Origin of the sequence: Halomonas sp. HG01, from assembly GCF_000968715.2 — a bacterium.
GTDB lineage: Bacteria > Pseudomonadota > Gammaproteobacteria > Pseudomonadales > Halomonadaceae > Halomonas > Halomonas halophila.
Genome location: NZ_CP022134.1, coordinates 2,682,146 through 2,696,397 on the forward strand (window position 1 = coordinate 2,682,146; position 14,252 = coordinate 2,696,397).

General features: G+C 69.1%; 11 protein-coding genes. 5 read left to right on the top strand and 6 right to left on the bottom strand.

What is annotated here, in order from left to right:
- Positions 1 to 165: 165 nt before the first annotated feature.
- The 4 genes from UN84_RS12770 (at position 166) to UN84_RS12785 (ending at position 6,359) form a co-directional block, all read left to right on the top strand.
- Positions 166 to 1,569 carry an NAD(P)/FAD-dependent oxidoreductase gene (locus UN84_RS12770; protein ID WP_046079075.1) on the top strand — a complete coding sequence of 468 codons (1,404 nt, stop codon included), beginning with the start codon at positions 166 to 168 and terminating at the stop codon, positions 1,567 to 1,569.
- Positions 1,566 to 4,106, top strand: coding sequence for a nitrite reductase large subunit NirB (gene nirB / locus UN84_RS12775; RefSeq protein WP_046079076.1), 2,541 nt, complete (start codon positions 1,566 to 1,568; stop codon positions 4,104 to 4,106). Before UN84_RS12770 ends, nirB begins: the two co-directional genes overlap by 4 nt.
- A gap of 173 nt (positions 4,107 to 4,279) precedes the next feature.
- Positions 4,280 to 4,654: a nitrite reductase small subunit NirD gene (gene nirD, locus UN84_RS12780; protein WP_046079077.1), complete on the top strand. Its 375-nt coding sequence runs from the start codon at positions 4,280 to 4,282 to the stop codon at positions 4,652 to 4,654.
- 289 nt (positions 4,655 to 4,943) lie between these two features.
- Positions 4,944 to 6,359, top strand: a complete 1,416-nt coding sequence (locus UN84_RS12785; protein WP_046079078.1) for a PhoH family protein — start codon at positions 4,944 to 4,946, stop codon at positions 6,357 to 6,359.
- Positions 6,360 to 6,454: 95 nt separating this feature from the next.
- Here UN84_RS12785 and UN84_RS12790 read toward each other — a convergent pair whose 3' ends face one another.
- The 6 genes from UN84_RS12790 to UN84_RS12815 all read right to left on the bottom strand — a co-directional run bounded on the left by UN84_RS12790 (position 6,455) and on the right by UN84_RS12815 (position 12,151).
- A complete protein-coding gene (locus tag UN84_RS12790) occupies positions 6,455 to 6,673 on the bottom strand; it encodes a hypothetical protein (protein ID WP_035592910.1) in 219 nt (72 codons plus the stop codon).
- A 145-nt stretch (positions 6,674 to 6,818) separates the two neighbouring features.
- Positions 6,819 to 7,487, bottom strand: coding sequence for an alpha/beta hydrolase (locus UN84_RS12795; RefSeq protein WP_046079079.1), 669 nt, complete (start codon positions 7,485 to 7,487; stop codon positions 6,819 to 6,821).
- Between the two features lie 72 nt (positions 7,488 to 7,559).
- Positions 7,560 to 9,329: an SLC13 family permease gene (locus UN84_RS12800; RefSeq protein ID WP_046079080.1), complete on the bottom strand. Its 1,770-nt coding sequence runs from the start codon at positions 9,327 to 9,329 to the stop codon at positions 7,560 to 7,562.
- 145 nt (positions 9,330 to 9,474) lie between these two features.
- Entirely contained in the window at positions 9,475 to 9,681 is a 207-nt protein-coding gene (locus UN84_RS12805; RefSeq protein WP_035592907.1) for a cold-shock protein, read from the bottom strand.
- A gap of 121 nt (positions 9,682 to 9,802) precedes the next feature.
- Entirely contained in the window at positions 9,803 to 11,458 is a 1,656-nt protein-coding gene (locus UN84_RS12810; protein ID WP_237022322.1) for a GMC family oxidoreductase, read from the bottom strand.
- A 93-nt stretch (positions 11,459 to 11,551) separates the two neighbouring features.
- Positions 11,552 to 12,151: a CBS domain-containing protein gene (locus UN84_RS12815; RefSeq protein ID WP_046079082.1), complete on the bottom strand. Its 600-nt coding sequence runs from the start codon at positions 12,149 to 12,151 to the stop codon at positions 11,552 to 11,554.
- A gap of 169 nt (positions 12,152 to 12,320) precedes the next feature.
- Between UN84_RS12815 and UN84_RS12820 the strand changes: the two genes are divergently transcribed.
- Positions 12,321 to 13,961: an FMN-binding glutamate synthase family protein gene (locus tag UN84_RS12820; RefSeq protein WP_046079083.1), complete on the top strand. Its 1,641-nt coding sequence runs from the start codon at positions 12,321 to 12,323 to the stop codon at positions 13,959 to 13,961.
- Positions 13,962 to 14,252 lie beyond the last annotated feature (291 nt).

The following is a 14,252-nucleotide window of genomic DNA, read 5'->3' on the forward strand; positions in this document are numbered from 1 at the left end:
ACTGGCGACTGGCCCGATCCTTGATAGGAACAGGTCAGAACGGCGGGCCCAGGCCCCCGGCGGTCAACGGCGATCGCACCTCGAAGTATCAGACGAAGACGTCTCCACGCTCCCCAATGCCGGGGAGCGTCGAGGCGTCTTCTGCGTTTATGGAGGGAGTCCGTGATGCACTCCGATGACCCGACACCCGATGCCCCGTCGCGCGACGAGGGGCCGCCGACCATCGATCACCTGGTGATCGTCGGCAGCGGCATGGCCGGCCAGCGGCTGGTCGAGGCGCTGGTCCAGCGCGAGAGCGCGCCGCGCCGCATCACCCTGATCGGCGCGGAGGCCTGCCCCGCCTACAACCGCATCCTGCTGTCGCCGCTGCTGGCCGGCGAGATGGAACGCGAGGCGCTGACTCTGCGCGACGCCGACTGGTACGCCGAGCACGGCGTCGAGCTGGTGCTCGGCGAGCGGGTCGAGCGCATCGACCGCGCCGCGCGCCGCCTGACCACCGCCGGCGGCCGCGAGATCGCCTACGACCGCCTGGTGCTGGCCACCGGCTCCACCCCCGCTCTGCCGCCGGTCGACGGCCTTGAGCTCGACGGCGTCCACGCCTTTCGCGATCTGGACGACGCCGCCGCCCTGACCCGCGTCGCCGAGCGGGGTGGCCGCGCGGTGGTGATCGGCGGCGGCCTGCTGGGCCTGGAGGCCGCCGAGGGATTACGTAAAAGAGCGCTTCACAAGCGCGCCCGAGAACAGGACGGCATGTCGGTGAACGTGCTCCAGCGCGCCTCGCGGCTGATGAACCGCCAGCTCGACGCCACCGCCGCCGGCCTGCTCCAGGCCGAGCTCGAGGGCCGCGGGCTCGAGATCGTCACCGGCGCCGACCTGGAAGGCCTGGAGGACGACGGCCGGGGCCGCGTCTGCGCCGTGCGCCTGGCCGACGGCCGGCGGCTGGCCGCCGACTGCGTGGTGCTGGCCATCGGCATCGCGCCCAGCGTCGAACTGGGTCGCCGGGCCGGTCTCGAGGTCCACCGCGGCATCGTCGTCGACGACAGCCTGACCAGCAGCGACCCGGCCATCCACGCGCTGGGTGAATGCTGCGAGTTCGAGGGTCGGACCTATGGCCTGGTCGAGCCGATCTGGCGTCAGGTCGAGGTGCTGGCCGCCCACCTGTCACCTCATTCCAGCAACACGGCGGCCGGCGACACGACGCCGCGCTACGTCGAGCGGCCCACCGCCACCAGGCTCAAGATCAGTGGCATCTCGCTGTACGCCTTCGGCCCCATCGAGCCCGACGCCACCCACGAGGTACTGACCTACCACGACCCGCAGCATGGCGACTATCGCCGGCTGCTGCTGCGCGACGGCCGCCTCGAGGGCGCCGTGCTCTACGGCGATACCGCGGCCGGCCCCTGGTACTTCGAGCAGTCGCTGGCCGGCCGCGACCTCGGCGCCTGTCGCCAGACGCTGCTGTTCGGCCCGGCCGATGCCAGGGCCCTGCTCGACGCCACGCATTCCGCGACACCGAATCCCGCCACGCCCCACGCCCAGGACCGCTCCCCGCAGGAGGAAGCCGCATGAACACGTCCAGCCAAGCGAATCCCCCGCTGATCATCATCGGCAACGGCATGGTCGGCCATCACCTGGTCGAGCAGCTCATCGAACGCGGCGCCACCGAGCACTACCGCATCACGGTGTTCGGCGAGGAGCGCCATCGCGCCTACGACCGCGTTCATCTCTCCGAGTACTTCGCCGGCCGCGATGCCCAGTCCCTGGCCCTGTGCGACGCCGACTTCTACGCCGAGCACGGCATCGAGCTGCGCCTCGCCGAGGAGGTCACCGCCATCGACCGCGACGCGAGCGAGGTGATCACCGACCGGGGCCGCTATCCCTATGCGCGACTGGTGCTGGCCACCGGCTCCTTCCCCTTCGTGCCGCCGATTCCCGGCCACGAGCGCGACCACTGCCTGGTCTACCGCACCCTGGACGATCTCGACGCCATCCGCGCGGCCGCCGCGGACGCCACCACCGGCGTGGTGGTCGGCGGCGGCCTGCTGGGCCTGGAGGCCGCCAACGCCCTGCGCGGCCTGGATCTCGACACCGCCGTGGTCGAGTTCGCCCCCAGGCTGATGCCGATGCAGGTCGACACCGAGGGCGGCGAGCTGCTGCGCGAGAAGATCGAGGCGCTGGGCGTGCAGGTGCTCACCGACCGCGCCACCCAGCGCATCGAGGACGGCCAGGCCAGCTTCCACCGCATGGTGTTCCAGGACGACAAGGTGCTGGAGACCGACCTGATCGTGTTTTCCGCCGGCATCCGTCCCCGCGACCAGCTGGCCCGCGACTGCGCGCTGGACATCGGCGAGCGCGGCGGCGTGGTGATCGACGACCGCTGCCTGACCAGCGACCCGGCGATCCTCGCCGTCGGCGAGGTGGCGCTGTGGCAGAACAGCATCTTCGGCCTGGTGGCCCCCGGCTATCAGATGGCCAAGGCGGCCGCCGATACCCTGCTGGGCGGCGAGCTGACCTTCGACGGCGCCGACATGAGCACGAAGCTCAAGCTGCTCGGCGTCGACGTGGGCGCCATCGGCGACGCCCACGGCAACCGGAATCCCGGCGCCCGGACCTTCCGCTACCTCGACGAGCTCAAGCAGGAATACCGCAAGCTGGTGGTCTCCGGTGACGGCAGGAAGCTGCTCGGCGCCATGCTGGTGGGCAACAACGACGCCTACGACACCCTGATGCAGGTCTACGCCAACGGCCTCGAGCTGCCCGAGGATCCGGCGGCGCTGATCGTGCCGTCCTCCGAGGGCGCGCCGACGCTGGGTGCCGACGCCCTGCCCGACGAAGCCACCATCTGCTCGTGTCACAACGTCACCAAGGCCGCGATCTGCGAGAGCCTCGACGCCGGCGCCATGGACCTCGGCGCGGTCAAGGCCGAGACGAAGGCCAGCACCGGCTGCGGCGGCTGTGCGGCGCTGCTCAAGAACGTGGTCGACCACGAGCTCGAGGCCCGCGGCGTGGAGGTCGATCAGTCGATCTGCGAACACTTCGCCCACACCCGCCAGGCGCTCTACGACATCGTGCGGGTCGAGGGCATCCGGACCTTCGGCGAGCTGATCGACAAGCACGGCGTTTCGGAAACCCCGGGCCTGGGCGCTTCATCAGCCCCGACACTCGGCTGCGACATCTGCAAGCCGGCGGTGGCCTCGATCCTGGCCTCCTGCTTCAACGAGCCGATCACCGACGCCGCGCACATCCCGCTGCAGGACACCAACGACACCTTCATGGCCAACATGCAGAAGAACGGCACCTACTCGGTGGTGCCGCGGGTGCCGGGCGGCGAGATCACCCCGGACAAGCTGATGGTGCTGGGCCAGGTGGCGCAGAAGTACGCGCTCTACACCAAGGTCACCGGCGGCCAGCGCATCGACCTGTTCGGCGCCCGGCTGGAGGACCTGCCCGACATCTGGGGCGAGCTGATCGCGGCCGGCTTCGAGACCGGCCACGCCTACGGCAAGTCGCTGCGCACCGTGAAGTCCTGCGTCGGCAGCACCTGGTGCCGCTTCGGGGTGCAGGACAGCGTGGGCATGGCGATCCGGCTCGAGCATCGCTACAAGGGCCTGCGCTCGCCGCACAAGCTCAAGTTCGCGGTCTCCGGCTGCACCCGCGAGTGCGCCGAGGCCCAGAGCAAGGACATCGGCGTGATCGCCACCGAGCACGGCTGGAACCTGTACGTCTGCGGCAACGGCGGCATGCGTCCGCGCCACGCCGAGCTCTTCGCCACCGATCTCGACGACGCGCAGCTGATCACGATCATCGACCGCCTGCTGATGTTCTACGTGCGCACCGCCGACCGCCTGCAGCGCACCTCGGTGTGGCGTGAGAACCTGGAGGGTGGCCTGGACTACCTCAAGGCCGTGGTGCTCGAAGACAGCCTGGGGATCAATGAGGAGCTCGAGGCGCAGATGCAGACCGTGATCGACAACTATGAGTGCGAATGGGCGGGCGCCATCAACGACCCGGAGAAGCTCAAGCGCTTCCGCAGCTTCGTCAACGATGCACGGCCCGATCCGGACATCATCGTCACCGAAGAGCGCGGCCAGCTGAGACCCGCGTAAGGCATCGCGCTTCCGATAGCTGGATCGACGCCGGGGACAAGCCCAAGCGAGGGGTTTTTGGCCATGGATGGCCAAAGTAGCGCCCAGGGATGGGTTCATAGCGCCCTCGCGTGGCTTGTCGCCGGAGAGTCGACCGCCATTGATACCTGGCCATTCGCTCCCGAGGAATATCCATGACCACCGCAACCGCAGCAGCCCCGACCATGACCCAGACCTGGCAGACCCTGTGCACCCGAGCCGACCTGGTGGCCCACTCCGGCGTCGCCGCCTGGATCGAGACCACCGTGGGAACGGCCCAGGTGGCCCTCTTCTACCTTCCCGGCCACGCCACCGAGCTCTACGCCGTGGATCACCGCGATCCCTTCTCCGGCGCCAACGTCATCGCCCGCGGCATCGTCGGCGATGCACGGGGCGAGCCGGTGGTGGCCTCGCCGCTCTACAAGCAGCACTTCCGTCTCAAGGACGGCCAGTGCCTGGAGGACGAAACGGTCCGCCTGCGCACCTGGCCGTTGCGCCTCGAAGGCGACGCGGTGCAGATCCTGGCCTGACGCTGACCGCACGAATGACGACGACCGGCGCCGGGGGCGCCGGTCGTTCTCGTTGGTACGTTGAGAAAACGTCGATTGTGCAAAGCAGCAGATTTGACCCATGCTGGAATCGAAACCCGCCTATGACGGTCTGATGAAGAGATCGCTGCCATCAAACGAGGAGGTGAGCCCGGAGCCCAGGCCTGCACGTCGCGTCTGTCACGGAACCGACATCCCGCGCTGACAGTGTCGACATCGAGGCGTCATCTGTTGTGACGTCGTCCCGGTGACAATCAGGAGAGCCGCGCCGATGGTACGCATCGACAAGAAAGCCACCCGGCTTTACGTGCTGGACACCAATGTCCTGATCCACGACCCCGCCGCCCTCTACCAGTTCGATGAGCACGAAGTGGTCATCCCCATGACCGTGCTCGAGGAGCTCGACAAGCACAAGAACGGCATCCGCGAGATCGCCCGCACCGCCCGGCAGGTCAGCCGGACCCTCTCGGACCTCACCGCCAACGTCGATCTCAGCCAGATCCGCGAAGGCATTCCCATCCCGCGTCTCAACGGCCCCGAAGGCCGGCTGCGGCTGCTCTGCTACGACGACCTCGAAACCCCGGATCACCTGGAGAACAGCCCCGACAACCGCCTGCTCACCGAGACCTGCCGGCTGCGTGATGAGCGCGCCGACGCCTCGGTGATCCTGGTCACCAAGGACATCAACCTGCGGGTCAAGGCCGCCGCGGTGGGCGTGCCGGTAGAGGACTACCTCACCGATCGCGCCTTCGACGACAGCGACGCCATGCTCGGCGGCGCCCGCGTCTATCCCGAGGCGGGCCACGACGGCCGCGGCCTGTGGGAGAGCCTCAAGGCCGACGTCAAGGTCGAGCGCGACGACAGCGGCCAGGTGGTGTATCGCCTGAGCGGCGAGATCCCCGCCGACTGGCACCTGGGCATGCTGGTTTCCGACAGTGACGACGAGGCCAGCTTCGAGGCTATCGTGCGCGACCTGGGGCCAAAGCACGCGCATCTGGAGCTGCTCACCAACTATCGGCACGGCGCCAGCGTGTGGGGCGTTCATGCCCACGACAGCCGCCAGAACTTCACCCTCAACCTGCTGATGGACGACGAGGTCGACCTGGTCACCATCGCCGGCAGCGCCGGCACCGGCAAGACCTTCATGACGCTCGCCGCCGCCTTCCAGCAGACCCTCGACTCCAAGCGCTTCGAGCGCATCGTGTTCACCCGGGCACCGATCTCGATGAGCGAGGACATCGGCTACCTGCCCGGCACCGAGGAGGAGAAGATGTCGCCCTGGATGGGCGCCTTCCACGACAACATGGACAACCTGCTGCGCGACGAGCACGACGGCAGCACCACCTGGAACCAGGAGGCCACGCGCCAGCTGCTGGGATCGCGGGTGCAGATCCGCGCCCCCGGCTTCATGCGCGGCCGCACCCTCAACGACACCTTCCTGATCATCGACGAGGCACAGAACTTCACGCCCAAGCAGCTCAAGTCACTGCTGACCCGGGCCGGGCGCAACACCAAGATCGTCTGCCTGGGCAACGTGGGCCAGATCGACACGCCCTACCTCACCGCCAACACCTGCGGCATGGCGGCGGTGGTGCAACGCTTCCGCGACTGGCCTCACGCCGGCCACGTCACCCTGAAGAGCGTCGAGCGCTCGCGTCTGGCCCTGGCCGGCGAGGAGCTGCTCTGACCCCCGAACGTCTCGCCTGAACGACCCGGGCCGGCACCTCTCGGTGCCGGCCCGTTGTCATGCAGACGGCGTCTGGCGCCGCGACGAGAGCCGCATCAGTGCCCGCGGTTGAAGGCCTTCTCGATCAGCGCCTCGCTCTCGCTGCCGGCCCCCTTCCGGAGCACCGTGCAGGCCTCGTGATAGAGGCAGACGAAACGCTGGCAGGATGCGCAGTGAACGCGATCGTCAGGGTTCTTGATGCTGGACACCCTCATCACATGGCTACCACAGGCCGGGCAGGCCACCGGTAGGCGAAGGTCTTCGGACAGGGTCATCGGCTTCTCCTTTCCTCGGGATTCCGTGAACGACATCCTGACGCACTCGCCGCGCGTGTGCCACAGGTTCAGAGTCCGATCACGCGATTGAACACGCCGCTCGGCAAGGCGCCGCGGTGGCGACGCCGAACGCGCCGCCCCACTTTCAGCGGCCCAGCCGGGCGGCGATCCAGGGACCGATATCGGCTACCTGCTGCGGGCAGACGGCATGGGGCATCGGGTACTGACGGTAGCGGACCGGGTAGCCCAACGCCTCGAGACGGTCGCGGGCGGCCTGACCCAGCGCCTCCGGCACCACCGGGTCGGCGTTGCCGTGGTGGATCTCGATGGGCAGGTCTCGGTTGGCCGCGGCGGGCTCGAGGCTGTCGACGGTGGCCAGGTAGGTGGACATGGCCAGCAGGCCGCCCAGCCGCTCGGGAAAGGTCAGCGCTGCCTGATAGGCCACGGCGCCCCCCTGGGAGAAGCCGGCGACGATGATGCGCTCGGCGGGTACGCCCTGGGCGATCTGCTCGTGCATCAGGCCCTGAATGCGCTCGGCGGAGGCCTTGAGCTGCGCCTCATCCACGCGGCGATCGAGACTGGCCTCGAGAATGTCGTACCAGGCCGGCATGGTCATGCCGCCGTTGATGGTCACCGGCAGGCGCGGCGCGTGGGGCAGGATGAAGCGGACGTCGAGATCGTCCGGCAGCCCCAGGGCCGGCACCAGGGGCTCGAAGTCGTGGCCGTCGGCGCCGAGGCCGTGGAGGATGAACACGCAGGCTTCGGCGGGTCGTCCGCTGCGTGGCTCGATGATCAGCTCGTCGGGTGCGCTCATGGCTCGTCTCCAGCACAAAAGCGCCACCCTAGCGCAAAGCGTCCGCGTCGGCGAGAGGCGTCAGGCGGCGAACTAGAACGGCCAGATGAGGGGAATCAGCCCCAGCGCCACCGCCGCGGTCAGCAGGTTGAGGGGCGCGCCCACCCGCAGGTAGTCACTGACCCGGTAGCCACCGGGGCCGTAGACCATCAGGTTGGTCTGATAGCCGACCGGGGTCAGGAAGCTGGCCGAGGCGGCGAACATCACCGCCACCACGAAGGGCATCGGGCTCACGCCCAGGTGCTCGGCCGCGGCAACCACCACCGGGAAGCTGATCACCGCCGCGGCGTTGTTGGTCACCAGCTCGGTCAGCAGCGCCACCAGCAGGTAGGTGCCGATCAGCAGCCACCAGGGATTGCCGTCGGCCCAGCCCAGCGCCGTCTGGGCCAGCGCCGAGGCCGCGCCGTTGGCCTCCAGCGCGTGGCCAAGGCCGAAAGAGGCGGCGATGGTCAGCAGCACCTGGGTGTCCATGCCGCGCTTGGCGGCACCGATCGAGCAGCAGCCGGAGAGCACCGCGGCCGCCGCCCCCAGCATGGCCGCGCTGAGCAGGCTGGTGATACCGGTGGCGGCGAGCAGCACCACCAGGGCAAGGATGCTCCAGGCCAGCCAGGCGCGCTCGTGGACCGGCCGCGCCGAACCGTTGACCTGGCTGATCAGCAGGAAGTCCCGGGACTGGCGGTGGCGCTCGATGAACGGTGGGCGTGCCTCCAGCAGCAGCACGTCGGCCGGCTGCAGGCGGATCTGCCCCAGGTTCCCCGCCACCCGTTCGCCGCCGCGGCAGACCGCCAGCACCGCGGCGCCGTAGAGGGTGCGGAAGTGGCCGTCGCGGATGCGCTGGCCGATGAACTGGCACTGATCCGAGACCACCGCCTCCACCAGGCGGCGCTCCTTGAAGTCCTTCTGCAGGCTCGACTCGGCGGGATGCGAGGGCACCAGCCCGCGGATCTGCTGCAGCTCAACGGCGCCCGCCGAGGTGCCGGCGAACACCAGCCGGTCGCCGCCCTTGAGGCGCTCGCCTGGACCGACCACGCTGACCACGTTGCCGTCGCGCTCGATCTCGACCAGGAACAGCTCCTGCAGGTGGCGAAGCCCGGCCTCCTCGACGCTCTTGTCGACCAGCGGGCCGCTCGGGGCCACCTCCATCTCGATGGTGAACTCGCGGGGGTTCTCGAACACGTCGCCGGCGCCGATGCGCGGCGGCAGCAGACGCCGCCCCACCAGCAGCAGATAGGCCAGGCCGACCGCCGCCACGGGCACGCCGACCCAGGCAATGTCGAACAGCTCCATGGACAACGAGGGATAGCGCTCGATCATCAGGCCGTGCACCACCAGGTTGGTGCTGGTGCCCATCAGGGTGATGGTGCCGCCGAGGATGGAGGCGAAGCTGAGCGGCATCAGCAGGCGATGGGCCGGCAGGCCGAGGCGTCGGCTCCAGCTCAGCACCGCGGGAATGAAGGTGGCCACCACGGGAGTGTTGTTGAGAAAGCCGCTCAGCCCGGCCACGGGCAGCACCAGCCGCGCCAGGGCACGTTGCTCGCCCTTGGGACGTCCCAGCACGTAGCGGATGATCAGATCGATGCCGCCGGTCTCGCGAATGCTCGCGACCAGCACGTACATGAAGGCGACGGTGAACAGTCCACTGCTGGAGAAGCCGGCCAGCGCCTGGTCGGGGGAGACCGCGCCGAGGCCGATCAGCAAGACCAGCGCCCCCATCAGCACCATGTCGGGGCCGATGCGGGTCAACGCCATCATCGGAAAGACGGCGGCGACGACGATGAGCGAGATCCAGGCGTCCGGGGACATGGCGGGCATTCCAGGGAGAGTACGAACTGCCCTATTGTGCCGGTCGCCACATATTCTAAAAAGTTATTTTTAGAAATTCACTTAGATGAAAAGTGAATGATGGCTCGCCCCGCCTCGGCGACGGGGCCAACCGTTACGCAACGTCTCAGCCGATGGCCTTGATGTTGGACGCCTGCAGGCCTTTCTTGCCCTGGGTGACGTCGAAGGAGACCTTCTGGCCTTCCTGGAGAGACTTGAAGCCATCGGCCTGGATCTCGGAGAAGTGGGCGAACAGGTCGTCCCCGCCGTCGTCCGGAGAAATGAAGCCGAAGCCCTTGGTGTCGTTAAACCACTTGACGGTACCGGTCGCCATTTTGCATGCCTCGCATTGCCTGTTGAATCCGCGCGGTGAAGGCGTTTCGCCGCTCCACGGCACGCGGCCTGCGCCCCGATGAGCGCAGACCTGACACTATACCTCAGTCATGACGGCCCCGTTACAACGTTTTGTCGCGCAGCCAGGCGGCGGCCTTCTCGGCGATCATCAGCGTCGGTGAATTGGTGTTGCCGCTGGTGATGGTCGGCATGACGCCGGCATCCACCACCCTGAGGCCGTCCACGCCGCGCACCCGCAGGCGCGAATCGACCACCGCCATGGGGTCGTCGTCACGCCCCATGGCGGTGGTGCCCACCAGATGGAAGATGGTCGTGCCGATCTCGCCGGCCAGCCGCGCCAGGTCCTCGTCGCTCCGGTAGTGCGCGCCGGGCTTGACCTCCTCCGGTGCATAGCGGGCGAAGGCCGGCTGGGCAACGATCCGCCGGGTCAGGCGCAGCGAGTCGGCGGCCACACGGCGATCCTCCTCGGTATCCAGGTAGTTCGGCGCGATGCGCGGCGCCGTGGCCGGATTATCGGCGGCGATGCGTACCGAGCCGCGACTGGTGGGATTGAGGTTGCACACGCTGGCGGTGATCGCCGGGAAGTCGTGCAGCGGCTGGCCGAAGGCTTCGAGGCTCAACGGCTGGACATGGTACTGAAGGTTCGGATGAGGACGCTCCGGCGAACTGCGGGCGAAGGCGCCGAGCTGGGAGGGCGCCATGCTCATCGGCCCCGAACGCTTCAGCAGGTACTCCAGACCGATGCGGGCCTTGCCGCCCCAGCTGGCGGCCAGGGTATTGAGCGTGCTGGCCCCGGTGACCCGATAGACGGCTCGGATCTGCAGGTGGTCCTGCAGGTTCTCGCCCACGCCCGGCAGCGCGTGAATCCTCGGGATGCCGTGCTCGGCGAGCAGTCCCGCCGGCCCGATGCCGGAGAGCTGCAGCAGCTGCGGCGAGCCGACGGCCCCGGCGCACAGCACCACGCTGTGGCGTGCCCGGGCCTCGACGAGCTCGCCCTGGCGGGCGACCCGCACGCCCTCGCAGCGCGGCCGCCCGCCCTGCCCCGCGCCGAAGGTCAGCCGCTGTACCTGGCTGGAGTGCCACAGGGTCAGGCCGTCGCGCGCCTCGGCCTCGCGCAGGAAGGCCTTGGCGGTGTTCCAGCGCCAGCCCCCGCGCTGGTTGACCTCGAAGTAGTCGACGCCGGCGTTGCAGCCACGATTGAAGTCGTCGGTGCGGGGAATGCCGGCCTGCACGGCGGCTTCGGCGAAGTCGTCCAGCACCGGCCACTTGAGGCGCTGGCGTTCCACCCGCCATTCGCCGCCGTGGCCGTGGAAGTCGCGATGCGCGGCGTCGCCATCGCCGCCGGGGTCCAGCCGGTAGTGATCCTCGTGACGCATGAAGTCCGGCAGGCAGCGCTCCCAGCGCCAGGCGTCGTCGCCGGTATGCTCGGCCCAGTGGTCGTAGTCCCGGGCCTGGCCGCGCATGTAGATCATGCCGTTGATGCTCGAGCAGCCGCCCAGGGTCCGACCGCGGGGATAGATCAGCGAGCGGCCGTTGAGCCCCGGCGCCGGCTCGGTGCGAAAGCACCAGTCGGTGCGCGGGTTGTCGATGCAATAGAGATACCCCACCGGAATGTGGATCCAGGGGTGGCGATCGCGACCGCCGGCCTCGATCAGCAGCACCCTGACCCCGGGATCGGCGCTCAGGCGATTGGCGAGCAGGCAGCCGGCGGTACCGGCCCCCACGATGATGTAATCGAAGGTCGCGACGACGCTCACAGGCAACGTTCTCCTTGTCGAGTCCGGCATCCAGCGTCGCGCGACCTCCGGCAGCTGTCACTGCGGCCTTGGTCGAGGGAGCGGATCGAGGCCTCAGAGCTCGTGACCCAGCACCACGCGGCAGATATCGGAGAAGCTGCGCGCCTCCGGCAGCGTGGCCACGTCGGTACCCAGCGCGCGACCGATGTCGGCGGCCGAGATCACGCCGCGGATGCGCTGCTGGCCCAGGCGGTCGGCTTCGGTCACCAGCAGGTGCTGATCGCCATAGGCTTCCAGCTCGCGCACCAGCTGACCGATGGACAGGGCCGCCAGGCGCTCCATCGACAGCGCGTGCAGCTCGGCGCAGGGGGTGTGCACCATGCGCACGGTCACGTCCTCGCGGTCGATGCCGCGACGCTGCATGGCCTGGGTGATGAGGCGGCCGCCGATCACGTCACGGGCGTTGAGCACGCCGACGCAATCGCCGTCGTTGTCGACCACCAGCAGCAGGCGTACGCCACCGTGCTCCATGACCTTGCGGGCATCGACGATGGAAGTATCGGCGGGCACGCTCAGCGGCACGACATGCTGGAAGTCGGTCAGCACCGTCAGCGCCGGGCTGTCGGGGGAGAGCCTCGGCGGCATCGGCTTGACGATCGGGGTGTGGGCCGGCAGCACGTCGAGGCGATCGGGAGTGGCGGTCAGGGTAGGCATGGGGAGTGGTCTCCTTTTCTGGTCGAGCCGGCGATCGACGCCGGATGCCTCCACCCTGCGCCCGCCCGGATTAAGAGAACCTTAAGGGATGTCCCGCGGCGGCCCGGCGTTGACACTCGCCCGGCCGCGGCTTGCAATAGGCTTTTCCCCATCGCAATGGAGTGCGAAGATGTCTCGACCGCCCCGCCGTTTTCTCGTCTACGGGCTGACGCTTGCCGGCCTCGCCGCCTGCCTGCTCGGCCTGGCGCTGGCCCCGGGCTGGGGCTGGGCACTGGGTGCCCTGATCCTTGCCGTGCTGGCGGCGATGGGCACCCACGACATCCTTCAGCGCCGACACACCGTCAGCCGCAACTATCCGGTCACCGCCCACCTGCGCTATCTGCTGGAGTCCTTCGGCCCCGAGATCCGCCAGTACTTCATCCAGCGCGACACCGAGGAGGTCCCCTTCTCCCGCGAGCAGCGCAGCCTGGTCTATCGGCGCGCCAAGGGCACCGTCGACAAGCAGCCCTTCGGCTCCCTCGAGGACATGCAGGCCCCCGGCTACGAATGGATGAACCCATCGCTGGCCCCGACGACCATCGACGACGACGATTTCCGCGTGACCGTCGGCGCCGGCCGGGCACGGCCCTATGACGTCAGCGTGCTCAACGTCTCGGCGATGAGCTTCGGTGCCCTGTCGCCCAACGCCATCAGCGCGCTCAACGACGGCGCCCGTCGCGGCGGCTTCTACCACGACACCGGCGAGGGCGGCATCTCGCCCTACCATCGCCGCGGCGGCGACCTGGTGTGGGAGATCGGCTCCGGCTACTTCGGCTGCCGCGACGCCGAGGGGCGCTTCGACCCCGACCGCTTCGCCGAGCGCGCCGGCGATGACGCCGTGAAGATGATCGAGATCAAGCTCTCCCAGGGCGCCAAACCGGGGCACGGCGGCATCCTGCCGGCGGCCAAGGTCACCGCCGAGATCGCCGCGACCCGCGACGTGCCCGAGGGCGAGAGCGTGGTCTCGCCACCCGCCCACAGCGCCTTCTCCACGCCCCGGGAGCTGATCGGCTTCATCTGCCGGCTGCGCGAGCTCTCCGGCGGCAAGCCGGTGGGCATCAAGCTGGCCATCGGCCATCCCTGGGAGTGGTTCGCGCTGGTCAAGGCGATGCGCGAGGAAGGCGAACACCCCGACTTCGTGGTGGTGGACGGCGGCCAGGGCGGCACCGGCGCCGCGCCGCTGGAGTTCGCCAATCGGCTGGGCATGCCTCTCACCGACGCCCTGCTGCTGGTGCACAACGCCCTGGTCGGCGCGGGCCTGCGCGAGCGAGTGCGCATCGCCGCCGCGGGCAAGGTGGTCAGCGCCTTCGACATCGCCCGCACCATCGCGCTGGGCGCCGACTGGTGCAACTCGGCGCGAGGCTTCATGTTCTCGCTGGGCTGCATCCAGGCCCGAAGCTGCCACAACGATCGCTGCCCCAGTGGCGTGGCGACCCAGAACCCGCTGCGCGGCAGCCGGCTCGACGTGCCGCTCAAGGCCGACCGGGTCGCGCGCTTCCAGGCCGGTACCCGCGAGGCCCTGGCCGAGATGCTGGCCGCCGCCGGACTCCGCCACCCCGGAGAGCTGGGCCCGGAGCACATCATCCGCCGCGTCTCGCGCCACGAGGTTCGCACCCTGGCGACCCTGTTCGACTTCGTGGCCCCCGATGCCCTGATCGAGGGCGATGCGGCTCGCCATGCGATCTTCGCCGACTACTGGGACTTCGCCAGCGCCGACAGCTGGTCGGCGCCGGCCAGCCTGCTGCGGCTGCGCGAGAGCAAGCTGGTGTGAGCGACGCCCGGGCATTCCTCGACGACGCCCGGGATGCAACCGCCCCACGACGATGATAGGCTACGTCGATCCCGGTCATGGGCGGACGCTATCGTCGCCCCATCATCGCGACCGGACGACCCTCGCTGGGGAGTAGCTGGCTCGCGCCCACCGCGCGAGATCGCCTGTCAACATAGTCGGCCAACGCCGTGGCAGGTGAGCCGGCGCGTCGTTCCACACGCCTGTCGTGTGAGCGCCACGCGCCAGGTCGGCGAGACCATCGACGGTACGGCGCCCAAGGCCGGGCGTGTC

What these genes read in the sequence shown, in the direction of transcription:
- UN84_RS12770 (WP_046079075.1), top strand. Translation starts at nt 166, where the DNA reads ATGCACTCCGATGACCCGACACCCGATGCCCCGTCGCGCGACGAGGGG.
- nirB (WP_046079076.1), top strand. Translation starts at nt 1,566, where the DNA reads ATGAACACGTCCAGCCAAGCGAATCCCCCGCTGATCATCATCGGCAAC.
- nirD (WP_046079077.1), top strand. Translation starts at nt 4,280, where the DNA reads ATGACCACCGCAACCGCAGCAGCCCCGACCATGACCCAGACCTGGCAG.
- UN84_RS12785 (WP_046079078.1), top strand. Translation starts at nt 4,944, where the DNA reads ATGGTACGCATCGACAAGAAAGCCACCCGGCTTTACGTGCTGGACACC.
- UN84_RS12790 (WP_035592910.1), bottom strand. Translation starts at nt 6,673, where the DNA reads ATGACCCTGTCCGAAGACCTTCGCCTACCGGTGGCCTGCCCGGCCTGT.
- UN84_RS12795 (WP_046079079.1), bottom strand. Translation starts at nt 7,487, where the DNA reads ATGAGCGCACCCGACGAGCTGATCATCGAGCCACGCAGCGGACGACCC.
- UN84_RS12800 (WP_046079080.1), bottom strand. Translation starts at nt 9,329, where the DNA reads ATGTCCCCGGACGCCTGGATCTCGCTCATCGTCGTCGCCGCCGTCTTT.
- UN84_RS12805 (WP_035592907.1), bottom strand. Translation starts at nt 9,681, where the DNA reads ATGGCGACCGGTACCGTCAAGTGGTTTAACGACACCAAGGGCTTCGGC.
- UN84_RS12815 (WP_046079082.1), bottom strand. Translation starts at nt 12,151, where the DNA reads ATGCCTACCCTGACCGCCACTCCCGATCGCCTCGACGTGCTGCCGGCC.
- UN84_RS12820 (WP_046079083.1), top strand. Translation starts at nt 12,321, where the DNA reads ATGTCTCGACCGCCCCGCCGTTTTCTCGTCTACGGGCTGACGCTTGCC.